The 12,490-nt window shown below is 63.5% G+C and carries 13 protein-coding genes; 4 read left to right on the top strand and 9 right to left on the bottom strand.

From position 1 onward, the window contains the following. Positions 1-38 precede the first annotated feature (38 nt). From ACIPW4_RS24900 to minC, 6 genes are all read right to left on the bottom strand, one after another. Positions 39-206: a hypothetical protein gene (locus ACIPW4_RS24900; RefSeq protein WP_400662692.1), complete on the bottom strand. Its 168-nt coding sequence runs from the start codon at positions 204-206 to the stop codon at positions 39-41. A gap of 192 nt (positions 207-398) precedes the next feature. Then, the gene (locus tag ACIPW4_RS24895) at positions 399-1,688 is read right to left on the bottom strand and encodes a M18 family aminopeptidase (RefSeq protein WP_400662689.1); all 1,290 of its coding nucleotides are present in this window, start codon (positions 1,686-1,688) and stop codon (positions 399-401) included. A 44-nt stretch (positions 1,689-1,732) separates the two neighbouring features. Then, positions 1,733-2,368 carry an RluA family pseudouridine synthase gene (locus ACIPW4_RS24890; RefSeq protein WP_400662686.1) on the bottom strand — a complete coding sequence of 212 codons (636 nt, stop codon included), beginning with the start codon at positions 2,366-2,368 and terminating at the stop codon, positions 1,733-1,735. 151 nt (positions 2,369-2,519) lie between these two features. After that, positions 2,520-2,774 (bottom strand): cell division topological specificity factor MinE, encoded by a 255-nt coding sequence (gene minE, locus ACIPW4_RS24885; RefSeq protein WP_003252572.1) that lies wholly within the window; start codon positions 2,772-2,774, stop codon positions 2,520-2,522. A gap of 3 nt (positions 2,775-2,777) precedes the next feature. After that, positions 2,778-3,590, bottom strand: coding sequence for a septum site-determining protein MinD (gene minD / locus ACIPW4_RS24880; RefSeq protein ID WP_400662683.1), 813 nt, complete (start codon positions 3,588-3,590; stop codon positions 2,778-2,780). Positions 3,591-3,690: 100 nt separating this feature from the next. Next, a complete protein-coding gene (gene minC / locus ACIPW4_RS24875) occupies positions 3,691-4,455 on the bottom strand; it encodes a septum site-determining protein MinC (protein WP_400662680.1) in 765 nt (254 codons plus the stop codon). Positions 4,456-4,566: 111 nt separating this feature from the next. Here minC and ACIPW4_RS24870 point away from each other — a divergent pair, with 111 nt between their 5' ends. Together ACIPW4_RS24870 and ACIPW4_RS24865 are read left to right on the top strand one after the other, a co-directional pair. Next, complete coding sequence (locus ACIPW4_RS24870) at positions 4,567-5,502, top strand: lipid A biosynthesis lauroyl acyltransferase (RefSeq protein ID WP_400662677.1); 936 nt, start codon at positions 4,567-4,569, stop codon at positions 5,500-5,502. Positions 5,503-5,565: 63 nt separating this feature from the next. Then, positions 5,566-6,714, top strand: a complete 1,149-nt coding sequence (locus tag ACIPW4_RS24865; RefSeq protein ID WP_400662674.1) for a patatin-like phospholipase family protein — start codon at positions 5,566-5,568, stop codon at positions 6,712-6,714. A gap of 114 nt (positions 6,715-6,828) precedes the next feature. On the opposite strand, the gene ACIPW4_RS24860 is transcribed toward ACIPW4_RS24865, so the two are convergent. Continuing rightward, entirely contained in the window at positions 6,829-7,656 is an 828-nt protein-coding gene (locus tag ACIPW4_RS24860) for a VacJ family lipoprotein (protein WP_400662671.1), read from the bottom strand. Continuing rightward, a complete protein-coding gene (locus ACIPW4_RS24855; protein ID WP_400662668.1) occupies positions 7,649-8,947 on the bottom strand; it encodes a serine/threonine protein kinase in 1,299 nt (432 codons plus the stop codon). The genes ACIPW4_RS24860 and ACIPW4_RS24855 overlap by 8 nt, the downstream gene beginning before the upstream one ends. Positions 8,948-9,136: 189 nt before the next feature. Here ACIPW4_RS24855 and ACIPW4_RS24850 point away from each other — a divergent pair, with 189 nt between their 5' ends. Beyond that, on the top strand, positions 9,137-9,511 hold the full coding sequence (locus ACIPW4_RS24850; RefSeq protein ID WP_400662666.1) for a hypothetical protein: 375 nt from the start codon (positions 9,137-9,139) through the stop codon (positions 9,509-9,511). Positions 9,512-9,627: 116 nt separating this feature from the next. On the opposite strand, the gene ACIPW4_RS24845 is transcribed toward ACIPW4_RS24850, so the two are convergent. Continuing rightward, positions 9,628-11,193, bottom strand: coding sequence for a beta (1-6) glucans synthase (locus ACIPW4_RS24845; protein WP_400662663.1), 1,566 nt, complete (start codon positions 11,191-11,193; stop codon positions 9,628-9,630). A 197-nt stretch (positions 11,194-11,390) separates the two neighbouring features. Between ACIPW4_RS24845 and ACIPW4_RS24840 the strand changes: the two genes are divergently transcribed. Further along, positions 11,391-12,251, top strand: a complete 861-nt coding sequence (locus tag ACIPW4_RS24840) for a glycine betaine ABC transporter substrate-binding protein (protein WP_400662661.1) — start codon at positions 11,391-11,393, stop codon at positions 12,249-12,251. Positions 12,252-12,490 lie beyond the last annotated feature (239 nt).

Here is a 12,490-nt window from a genome sequence, read left to right as displayed (position 1 = left end):
ATCTACCTCAGGTCAAACGATTGACCGAGTGTAGAGGTTTATGTCGGCAGTTTCTCCAGGATCGTCCAGCAGGTGAGGCCAAAGATGCCCAGCGTGCCGAGCCACATCATCAGCACACCAATGTTGCGCTCGCGCAGGCTGAAGCCGATGGTCAGCAGCACCAGGAAGCCGAACACCGGAATGAACAGCGAGAGGAAGGGAGACATGGCAGCGGTCCTTCTGCTTGGGGGGCCATACAACAAGCATAGCGGGTTGGGCAGAAGGGAGGATTGATCCTGGGCATCTCTTTGCAGGGCCGGCCTCTTCGCGGGCACGCCCGCTCCCACATCGATCTCGTAGACACAGATCCTGTGGGAGCGGGCGTGCCCGCGAAAAGGCCGGACCCGTGTACATCAGTCTCAGGGCAATTCGCGGCTACGGTAGAACGCCGACAACACCTTCACCAAGTGCGCCAAATCATGGCTGCCACACAGCTCGCGAATCGAATGCATGGCAAAGGTCGGCAAGCCGATATCCACCGTACGCACCCCCAGATGGCTGGCGGCGATCGGGCCGATGGTCGAACCACATCCCATGTCGCTGCGTACCACAAAGCTCTGCACCGGCACTTCCTCGGCCATGCACAGGTGGCGGAAGAACCCGGCCGTCTCGCTGTTGGTGGCATAACGCTGGTTGTTGTTGACCTTGATCACCGGGCCGGCATTGAGCTTGGGCCCGTGGTTGCCATCGTGCTTGTCGGCGTAGTTGGGGTGCACGCCGTGGGCGTTGTCGGCCGAGACCATCAGCGAGCGCTGGATGGTGCGCACGTAGGCGTCGCCGTCCGGCAGCAGGCGCTGCAAGGTCTGTTCGAGCATGGGGCCGTCGGCACCGCAGGCCGAGCAGCTACCGACTTCTTCGTGGTCGTTGCACACCAGCACGCAGGTCTCGTCGCTGTCGGCGGCCAGCAGCGCCTGCAGGCCGGCATAGCACGACAGCAGGTTGTCCAGGCGGGCGCCGGCGATGAAGTCACCATTGAGGCCGATCAGCGCGGCGTCCTGGGTGTCGTAGAAGCTCAGTTCGTAATCCAGTACCACGTCGGCGTTGAGATCGTGTTCGCGGGCCAGTTGTTCGGTGAGCACGGCGCGGAAGTCGATACGCTCGTCACCGGCCACCTGGGCCAGCACCGGCGGCAATTCGTTCTGCGGGTTGATCTGCCAGCCTTCGTTGGCGGTACGGTTCAGGTGGATCGCCAGGTTGGGGATGATTGCGATCGGCAGCTTGAAGTCGATCAGCTGGCTTTCGACTTTGCCATCGCGGCGGAAGGTGACCCGCCCGGCCAGCGACAGGTCGCGGTCGAACCACGGTGCCAGCAGCGCACCGCCGTACACTTCCACGCCCAATTGCAGGAAGCCCTGGCGCTGCAGCTCGGGCTGCGGCTTGACCCGCAGGCACGGGCTGTCGGTGTGCGCGCCGACCATGCGGATGCCGTTGTGCAGCGGCGGCTGCTTGCCCAGCCTGATGGCGATGATCGAGGAGTCGTTGCGGGTAACGTAGTAGCGCCCGCCAGGCACCGTGGCCCAGCTGTCACGCTCGTCCAGGCGCTGATAGCCGGCCGCTTCCAGGCGCTGGGCCAGGCTGGCGGTGGCATGGAAGGGCGTCGGGGAGGCCTTGAGGAATTCGATCAGGCCGGTATTCAGTGCTTCGCGCATAACTCACTCCAGACAGCAGTGGCGCGAGTTTAGCGCAGTTACCTTCAGAAGGGGGCAGGGCACTCGAACTTCAAGCGCTCACCGCTGACAGGGTGGGTGAAGCTCAGCATCGAGGCATGCAGGCACAGCCGGTCATGGGCCGCCAGCGCTTCAGGGTTGGCATACAGGCGATCGCCCAGCAGCGGGTGGCCGATCGACAACATGTGCACCCGCAGCTGGTGCGAGCGGCCGGTGATCGGTGTCAGCTCGACGCGGCAATGGTCGCCGCAACGCTCGACGATACGCCAGAAGGTCAGGGCATGCTTGCCTTGCTCATGGTCCACCACGTGCCGCGGCTTGGTGGGCGGGTCGTAGCGCAGTGGCAGGTCGATGCTGCCGCTGTCCAGCGCCGGCTGGCCCCAGCACAGCGCCGTGTAGGCCTTTTCGGTTTCGCGGTCGTGGAACTGGCGCGACAGCTCGCGGTGGCTGTCGGCATCGCGGGCCAGCAGGATGATGCCGGAGGTTTCCCAGTCCAGGCGGTGCACGATCAGTGCATCCGGGTAGCCGTTGTCCTGCAGGCGGGTGATCAGGCAGTCCTTGTTGTCCTCGGCGCGGCCGGGTACCGACAGCAGCAGGGTCGGCTTGTTGATCACCAGGATGGCGGCGTCTTCGTGGAGGATCTGGATGTTCGACAGCGGCATTGCTTGGTCTCGGATAAATCGGGGAAAACCATTGGGGCCGCTTTGCGGCCCTTTCGCGACACAAGGCCGCTCCTACAGGAATAGCGTATCCCCTGTAGGAGCGGCCTTGTGTCGCGAAAGGGCTGCAAAGCAGCCCCAGCTTCAAGCCGGATCAGCGATCCGGCAGCGTGATGTTCAGCTCGAGGATCGAGCAGCTGCCCTGGTTTTCCAGCTCGATATGCACATCATCGTTGCCGATGTTCACATACTTGCGGATCACTTCCAGCAGTTCTTTCTGCAGCGCCGGCAGGTAGTCCGGCTCGCTGCGCTGGCCCCGCTCGTGCGCCACGATGATCTGTAGACGCTCTTTCGCTACCGACGCGCTGGTCTGTTTCTGCCTGCCACGAAAGAAGTCAAAAAGGTTCATGGTTTATTTGCCTCCGAACAGGCGCGCGAAGAAGCCCACCTTAGGCACTTCGACGAAACGCAGGGGTTTCTCTTTGCCCAGGAGGCGGTCGACAGTGTCGCTGTACGCCTGGCCGGCATCGCTTTGGTCATCGAGGATAACCGGGATGCCCTGGTTGGACGCCTTGAGCACTGCCTGTGATTCTGGAATCACGCCCTTGAGTTTGATCGCGAGGATGTCGGTGACGTCATCGATGCTCAGCATTTCGCCGTTCACCACGCGCTCAGGGTTGTAGCGAGTGATGAGCAGGTGCTCCTTGATCGGCTCTTCGTTGTTTTCGGAACGGCGCGATTTGCTCGACAAGATGCCCAGCATGCGGTCCGAGTCACGTACCGAGGAAACTTCAGGGTTGGTCACGACGATGGCTTCGTCGGCGAAGTACATCGCCAGGTGCGCGCCTTTCTCGATACCGGCCGGGGAGTCGCAGATAACGTATTCGAACTCTTTTTTCAGTTCCATCAGCACGTTTTCCACGCCTTCCAGGGTCAGCGCGTCCTTGTCCCGCGTCTGGCTGGCGGCCAGTACATACAGGTTCTCGAGGCGCTTGTCCTTGATCAGGGCCTGCTGCAGGTTGGCTTCACCGTTGACCACGTTGACGAAGTCGTACACCACGCGGCGCTCGCAGCCCATGATCAGGTCGAGGTTACGCAGGCCCACGTCGAAGTCGACGATGACAGTCTTGTGGCCGCGCAGTGCGAGGCCGGTGCCGATGGCGGCGCTGGTGGTGGTCTTGCCCACACCCCCTTTGCCGGATGTAACGACGAGAATCTTGGCCAAGGTGTTTCACCCCTAAATAAGTCGGGACACGTGTCCCAGCAAAATGCAAAAAAACGGCAACAGGTAAAAAAGTTGCTCTAAAAATGACGGCAAGTATCCGTTAAAGACGGGTGATGTTCAACACGTCACCGGACAGGCTGACTTGCACGCCGGCGCCCCACAACGGGTCGCGGCGCAGGTCTTCGCACACCTTGTACTGGCCGGCGATGGAGACCATTTCGGCGGTCATCTGCTGGCAGAAGATACGTGCCTTGGTATTGCCTTTGATACCGGCCAGGGCGCGGCCGCGCATGGCGCCGTACACATGGATGTTGCCGTCGGCGAGAAGTTCCGCACCCGGGCTGACCGAAGCGGTGACGATCAGGTCACCACCCTGGGCGTAGATCTGCTGGCCGCCACGCACGGGGGAGGTGATGATCCGGGTCGGTCGCACCTCAGGCTCGGACGCCGGGGCTGGGGTCGGTTCAGGGACGGGTTCGACCTTTTTCACCTCGGGTTCGGGTTCCAGCGGCCGCTCGCGGGCGCCGGACGGCGGCAGCACCGGCAAGTCGATGGCGATCGCCGCAGCGATGTCCTCGATGCGGTTGGCGCGGATGGCCAGAGTACGTAGGCCATGATGGCGGCAGATACGCATCAGCCCGGGCAGGTCGATCGCCCCTTCGTCGGCCGGCAGCTTGTCCAGCGCCAGCACCAGCGGCGTGTTACTGAAGAAATTCGGGGCCTGGGCCACTTTCGCCGCCAACTGGCGGTCGAGGGCTTCCAGGTCGTTGCGCCCCAGTTCCAGCACGGTGATGGCGAGCATGCTGCCCTTGAGCTGGAACACGGAGGCGGTGTCGGGTGTGTGGTTTGGGCTCATGGTCTGCATAGACGGCTTGTTGCGAAAAAAGTGCCCTGACTTATAGCGATAAGACCGGTTGGCCGCAACCGGTGCCGATCCGTTGTAGAATGCTCGGCCTTTGTCTTGCCGGAAGCTTCAATGGAACGCCCGCGTTTTCGACCCTACTTCCTCCACCCGCGATTCTGGGGCCTGTGGCTTGGCCTGGGCCTGCTGTGGCTGGTGGTGCAGTTGCCGTACCGTGCCCTGCTGTGGCTCGGCAGCGCCCTGGGCGCGCTGATGTACCGTGTGGCCGGCGAGCGCCGGCGCATTGCCGCGCGCAACCTTGAACTGTGCTTCCCCGAGCTGTCGGACGACGAACGGCGGCGTCTGCTCAAGGCCAACTTCGCGTCCACCGGCATCGCCTTCTTCGAAATGGCCATGAGCTGGTGGTGGCCAAAGGCCCGCCTGGCGCGCCTGGCCCACATCGAAGGTCTCGAGCACCTGCAGGCTGCGCAGCAGGCCGGGCAGGGCGCCATCCTGATGGCAGTGCACTTCACCACCCTGGAGATCGGCGCCGCGCTGCTCGGCCAGGCCCATACCATCGACGGCATGTACCGCGAGCACGGCAACCCGCTGTTCGACTTCATTCAGCGCAGTGGCCGCGAGCGGCACAACCTCGATTCGCTGGCCGTGGAGCGGGATGACGTGCGGGGCATGCTCAAGCTGCTGCGCTCGGGCCGGGCGATCTGGTACGCACCGGACCAGGACTACGGCGCCAAGCAGAGCATCTTCGTGCCGTTGTTCGGCATTCCAGCGGCCACGGTCACTGCCACCACCAAGTTCGCCCGCCTGGGCAAGGCGCAGGTGATTCCGTTCACCCAGAAGCGCCTGGAGGACGGCAGCGGCTATCGTCTGGTGATCCACCCGCCGCTGGCAGACTTCCCGGGTGAAAGCGAAGAAGCCGATTGCCTGCGTATCAACCAGTGGGTCGAGGGTGTGTTGCGCGAGTGCCCGGAGCAGTACCTGTGGGCGCACCGGCGCTTCAAGTCGCGGCCAGAAGGCGCGCCGCGGCTGTATGACAAGAAAAAACGCTGATTTTTGTGTTGCCTGTACCGGCCTCTTCGCGGGCCTGAAAACAGCTGATCCAGGAAGGAACCCATGGCGCCACCCCCGGTAACCGGTCTGATCCTTTCTGGCGGCGGCGCCCGTGCCGCCTATCAGGTGGGCGTGCTCGCCGGTATAGCCGAGCTGTTGCCGCCCGGCGTGCACAACCCGTTCCCGGTCATCGTCGGCACTTCGGCGGGCGCCATCAATGCCGTGACCCTGGCCAGTGGCGCCAGCCGCTTCAACGAAACCGTGCAGCGACTGACCACGTTCTGGCAGCACTTTCGCAGCCACCTGGTAATCCGCAGCGATTGGCCCGGCGTGATGCGCCAGGCCAGCCGCTTTGTCGGCCACAGCCTGCTGGGCCTGGGCGGCCAGGTGCCGGTGGCCTTGCTCGACAGCAGCCCCTTGCGCGGCTTGCTGCAGTCACATCTGGACCTGGACGGCATCGGCCACTCGCTTGCCGCCGGGCAACTGCAGGCCGTCGCCGTGACCGCCTTCGGCTACGAAAGCGGCCAGGCGGTGACCTTCTACCAGGGCCGCGGCACCATCGACGCCTGGCTGCGCCACCGCCGCATCGGTGTGCCTACGCCGTTGACCCTCGACCACCTGCTGGCCAGCGCCGCGATCCCGCTGCTGTTCGCCCCGGTGCGCCTGGGTGACGAGTACTACGGCGACGGTGCCGTACGCCAGTCGGCACCGATCAGCCCGGCCCTGCACCTGGGCGCCAGCCGCGTGCTGGTGGTGGGGGTCAGCGGCAACCCGCAGCGCCCGGCGGCACCGCTGCCGACCCAGCGCGTGTTCAGCGGCCAGCAGCCGAGCCTGGCGCAGATCGGCGGGCACATGCTCAACAGCACCTTCATCGACAGCCTCGAAGACGATATCGAGCTGCTGCAGCGGCTCAACCACCTCAGCCGGCTACTGCCAGCGCACCTCGATGCACGGCGCCTGGGGTTGGCGCCGATCGAAGTCCTGGTGGTAGCGCCCAGCCAACCGCTGGACGAGATTGCCGCGCGGCACCGGCGCGAGTTGCCGGCGGCGTTGCGGTTGTTCCTGCGCGGGCCCGGGGCGACCCGGACCAGCGGGGCGGGGGTGTTGAGTTATCTGCTGTTCGAGGCCAGCTATTGCAGCGAGCTGATCGAACTGGGGCGACGCGATGCCCTGGCCAAGAAGCGCGAGCTGTGCCAGTTCCTGGGGATTTGATGTTGCCTGCACAGGCCTCTTCGCGGCTAAAGCCGCTCCCACAGGTACTGTGCAGGTCTCAGGCCTGAGTTCACCCTGTGGGAGCGGGTTTACCCGCGAAGAGGCCGGGCCTGCTTACTCGGCTATCTGCAGCTTGCGCGACTGGGTATACACATACCGCACCTTCTCGTACTCGAACGGCGAATTGAGCTGCCCATAGCGGAATTTGGTGGTGTAGCGCTTGTCCACCACGCGCAAGGCGAAGATCTCCGGGTGGTCTTCGCTGGCATCGGCCACGTTCAGGTAGTTGATCGCCTGCTCGCCGGCATAGTCCACCGCCAGCCCGGTGGTGTCGCGCAGGTTCGACGGGCCGAGCACCGGCAGCATCAGGTACGGGCCATCCGGCACGCCATAGAAGCCCAGGGTCTGGCCAAAGTCCTCGTTCTGGCGCGGCAGGCCCATGCTGGTTGCCGGGTCCCACAAACCGCCCACGCCGATGATGGTGTTGAACATCAGCCGAGCAGTGATCTCCGCCGAGCGCTTGGCCTTGAGCTGCAGCACGCTGTTGAACAGGTTCGGCACGTCGCCCAGGTTGTTGAAGAAGTTGCTCACCCCGGTGCGCACGAAGCTGGGCGTGACGTACTGGTAGCCGTTGACCAGCGGCAGCAGCACCCATTGGTCCAGGCGGTAGTTGAAGTGGTAGATGCGCCGGTTCAGCGATTCCAGCGGGTCGTATATGTTCAACGCTTCCAGGGTCGAGCGTTCGAATTCGCGCTGGTCGAGCCCCGGGTTGAATTTCAGCTCGCGCAGCGGATCGATGAAGCCGTCGGCCTCCGGTGCCAAGGGCGCCGCGCCGCTCACTTGCGGGTCGGCCTCGATCACACTGGCCCGTGGCGCGGTTTCTGCGGCCAGGGCATTGCCGGCCAGCAGCAGGGCGGTGGCGAAGAGGAATTTGTTAACCACGGAAGAACTCCAGCATGGCGTCGCTGTTGACGCGGTAGTTGAGGTTGCCGCAATGGCCGCCATGGGGGTACAGGGTCAGGCGATCACCGAATACCTTGCGCAGGAAGCCGATATCGCCGGGGCCGAGGATGACGTCGTCGGCGTTGTGCATCACGGCGATCTTGTCGCTGTTGCGCAAGTAGTCTTCCAGGGCATACAGGCTGACCTGGTTGACCAGCTGCAGGACGCTGTTGCCATCGGTGCGGGCGCGCCACATCGGGATCACCTGCTCGGTCATGTAGCATTCGAAGTCACACTGCAGGGCACGCTTGAAGAACGGTGTCAGGCTGCTGCCCTCGGTGATCGGGAATTTCGGCGGAATGATCAGGCCACGGCGGTTGATCAGGTCGGAGGTGAAGGCGATGTCGGCCGCCGAGAAACGGAACGAGGTGCCGATGAGCATGGCCATCTGTTCGTTGGACAGGTGCTGGCGCGACTGCTGGAAGTCGTACAGCAAGGCGTCATTGAGGTCGATGTAACCCTTGTCCTGGAAGTAGCGGGTGAGCTTGCCCAGCATCAGTTCGTAGAACGTCGTGCTGCGGTCGATGCCCTTGACCTGGGTCTGGACCAGCTTGTCGAGGTTGCTGATCGAGGTGTACAGGTTGACTGGCGGATTGAGCAGCAGCACGCGCTTGAAGTTGAAGCTGCGACGTGTTTCGTCGAGGTGGCTGACGAATGCCGCGTCCAGCGCGCCCAGGCTATAGCCCGTGAGGTAGTAGTCGCTGACCGGCAGGCGCGGGTGTTGAGCGCGCACGGCCTGCATCACCCGGTACATGTCTTCGGCGTCTTCCTGGCTGACCCCGGGGGTGGCGAAGCGCGAGGCGGCGCTCATGAAGTCGTAGCTGGTCGGCGACGACAGCTGAACCACGTGGAACCCGGCCTGATAGAACAGCTTCTTGAGGTATTCGTTGATGCTGCTGGAGTAGGGCGCAGCGGTGCCGGCAATGAGGAAGATCAGTGGCGCCTCGTGGTCCTGGCGCGCCATGCGGTACTTCAGCTTCTTCACCGCCCAGAAGTTGTCGGGCAGGGTGAATTCGCGCTCCGGGCGCAGGTTGAGGGTGTAGTCGGACTGGTCGATTTCATCGTCGCTGGGCAGGGTCGGGCGCTGGTCCGGCGGTGTGGTGGCGATGGTCGCCTCGAACGGGTTGGTCAAGGGGTAGCCATAGCTCGCGGCGTCGATATCACGCGCTGAAGCGGCCGCAGCCATGAGCAGGCCGCCAACAAGGGCGGCAAGGCGCCAGGATCGAAGCATGTGTTCCCCCAGAAGGTTCAAGGTCGTGCAGTACGCAGGCTAGGACCACGGTTGCCTTGGCAAAGTTGCCAAGTGTGGTGGCCTTTGGTGTGCTTGTTATCTGCAACATAGCTGCAGGATCGGGATTTTGCCTTACAACAGGGCTTGGGTGATCATGGATGAATTCGATTACCGCTATTGGAGAACGGGATGTCTCGATCGTTACCGGCCGCTCTGTTGCTGATGTTTCTGACGCTCTGGCTTGCCGCCAGTTACGGCGTGCGCTATGGGCTGATGGAAGATGGGCAGTGGGTCGGGCTGTGTACGATGCCAGGCGACTACTGGCAGTGCCAGGTGCGCGCGCTGCTGGGGTTGGGTATACATTTTCAGGTGATGGCATGGGCCGGGTTGGGGTTGGCGTTGCTCGCCCAGCTGGTTGCCGGGCGCGCCGGGTGGTGGCTGGCGGTGCTGGCGCTGGTGTTCGGCATTCCTGCCCTGGTGCTGTATACCGCCAGCATCGCGGTGTTCGTCGTTGTGTTGGCGGGGTTGCGCCTGGTTCGGCAAAAAGCGACACGGTCGCTGTAGGAGCGGCCTTGTGTCGCGAAAGGGCCGCGCAGCGGCCCCATCGATCTCGGCGGGATGCTGAAATCCTGGGGCCGCTGCGCAGCCCTTTCGCGACACAAGGCCGCTCCTACAAGGATTCAGTTTCTTCCGGCAATTCGCAAGCTCCGCCAGAGGGCCGCAGTCATCAACACACTGACCACCGCCCAGCCCCAGGCCTGCTGGTTCTCAAGCCCTTCCCTGTACAGCTGCGGCAACACCCCGGCGCCAATGATAAAGGCCAGCAACGCCACCTCGGCCCGCCGCGCCGCCACCGGCCTCAGCAGATACACCAGCGCCGGCAAGGCCAGCGCCACGCTGGGGAAGCTGCGATAGCGCGGGTCGAACACCATCGCCAGCATGCTCACCGCCGCGGCAAACCCCGCAGCCAGCAACAGCCATCCCGCCCGCGCCTGCAGCCAGGCGAACAGCCGTCCACGCCAGCCTGTGCGGCGCACAAGGGCCAGGGCAGCATGGGTCAGCACCAGCAGGTTCAACCCTGCCAGCGCCACGGCCCACACCCATTCCCCGGCAAACCGCGCATGGGTGCGCATCAGCTCGCCCCACAAGCCCAGGCAGCCTGCGGCAAATGCCGCCAGCAGCGGCAGCAGCACGGCCGCCAGGGGTGTAGCGGGGCGCCCGGCCATCAGCAACGTGACAGCCGTCAACAGCACGCTTGCCAGCAACCACTGCGGCCAGTAATGCAGGTTGCTGACCGGCCCTTCGAGCACGCCCTTGTCCTGCCGGTCGGCATCGTACAGGCCCCAGTAACCGCCCACCGCACCTTCACTGGCACGCTTCCACGGCTGGTCGAACGCTTCGATCAAGTTGTAGTGCCAGCCATTGGCCTCGGCCATGCTGACGAAACCTCGTATGAAGCGCGCCTCGTTGGCCCGGCTGGGTACAGCGGTCTCGCGCTGGCGGCCTTCGCTGGGCCAGCCGGTTTCGCCGATGAAGATGTCCTTGGGCGCAAAGCGTGTGCCGAATACCCGGCGTACGTCGGCGACATGGGCCAGGGCATCGTCGATGCCGCGCGGGTCGTCTTCCCAGTAGGGCAGCAGGTGGATGGTCAGAAAGTCCACTGCGGGAGCCACCTGCGGGTGCTGTAACCAGAACTCCCAGACATCGGCATAGGTCACCGGCACCTTGACCTGGCTTTTCACCGTGTTGATCAGCGCGGCCAGGCGCTCGCCGGTGACTTCCTTGCGCAGCAGCGCCTCGTTGCCGACGATCACGGCGCTGACCACGTCCGGGTTGGCATTGGCGGCGGCGATCAGCGCCTCCACCTCCTTGTCGGTATCGACCGGGTTGGCGTTGACCCACGCCCCGAGCATCACCTTCAGCCCATGCTTGCGCGCCAGCGCCGGAATTGCCTCAAGACCGGTCATCGAGTAGGTGCGAATGCACTGGAATCGCTCGGCCAGCAACGCCAGGTCGGCATCCATGCGCGCCGGGCGCAGGCGAAAGGGCTGGTCGAAGGGCGACTGGTCCTTGTCGAATGGGGTGTACGACGCGCACTGCAGTTTATGCGTGGGGCTGGCCGCGTCGGGCAGCAGGACGGGCTTGCCCAGCCCGTACCAGAGCGCGCCCAGGCCGAGCAGGGCGAGCAGGCAGGCGAGCAGATACAACGGCAGCAGGCGGGAAGCATCAGGCATCGGGCGGTCCATCGTCAGGCGCAAAACGTTAGATAGTAGCCCGGCGCCAAACCTTTGGCATGCAAGGATCGCGCAGGTTGGCACAGGCCGATGCCGCTAATGGCACAGTGCTGTCGCATATGGGGCGGGTACAGGTCGCAGTGGGAGCAGGTCGACCTCCGTTGCAGGAAGATGATGCAATCTCCAAGACCTGACGAGGGGATGCTTTGATGGCAACTTTGAAAAAAATGCGACGTTTCCTGGGGGTGGCCACCGCCCTGGTACTGGGAATGAGCGCAGCACAGGCAATGGCCAAGGAAGTCAGTATTGGTTACGTGGATGGTTGGGCCGACAGTGTGGCCACCACCAACGTGGCCGCAGAAGTGATCAAGCAGAAACTTGGCTACGACGTGAAGCTGCAGACTGTAGCCGCAGGGATCATGTGGCAGGGCGTGGCCACCGGCAAGCTCGATGCCACGCTCTCGGCCTGGCTGCCGGTGACGCACGGCGAGTATTGGGCCAAGAACAAGGACAAGGTCGTCGACTACGGCCCCAACTTCAAGGATGCCAAGATCGGGCTCATCGTCCCTGAGTACGTCAAGGCCACCAGCATTGCCGACCTCAAGACCGACGATAGCTTCAAGCAGCGCATCGTCGGTATCGACGCCGGCTCCGGGGTGATGATCAAGACCGATCAGGCGATCAAGGATTACGACCTGAAGGGTTACAAACTGGTGGCCAGTTCTGGTGCCGCCATGACCACCGAACTGGGCAAGGCCGTCGACGCCAAGCAATCGATCGCCGTCACGGGGTGGGTACCGCACTGGATGTTCGCCAAGTGGAAGCTGAAGTTCCTGGACGATCCTAAAGGTGTGTATGGCGCGGCGGAAACGGTCAACAACATTGGTAGCAAGAAACTGGCCGAGAAGGCCCCTGAAGTTGCCGAGTTCCTCAAGAAGTTCCAGTGGCAGTCCAAGGACGAGATCGGCGAAGTGATGCTGGCCATCCAGAACGGCGCCAAGCCTGAAGCGGCGGCCAAGGATTGGGTGGCCAAGCACCCGGACCGGGTGAAGGAGTGGACTGGCAAGTAATGACCTCTCAGGGCCAGTTTTGATTCTTCGCGGGCTCGCCCGCTCCCACAGGGACTTGCACATGCCTGAAGCTGTGAAGATCCCTGTGGGAGCGGGCGAGCCCGCGAATGGCCCTCAAGGTTTGTTACGCAATCGGTAAAACACCGTTGCATCTAAGACTAAGGTCGTCTGGTTGCCGTCCAACAGCTGCATAAAGTAAGGGTGTGGGTTCCATCCCCTACTTGTGCTGCTAGGACAAA

This window comes from Pseudomonas sp. NPDC089996 (assembly GCF_044748405.1).
Lineage (GTDB): Bacteria > Pseudomonadota > Gammaproteobacteria > Pseudomonadales > Pseudomonadaceae > Aquipseudomonas.
Note: the sequence above shows the minus strand (reverse complement) of the source record. Positions and strands in the feature narration are given on the sequence as shown.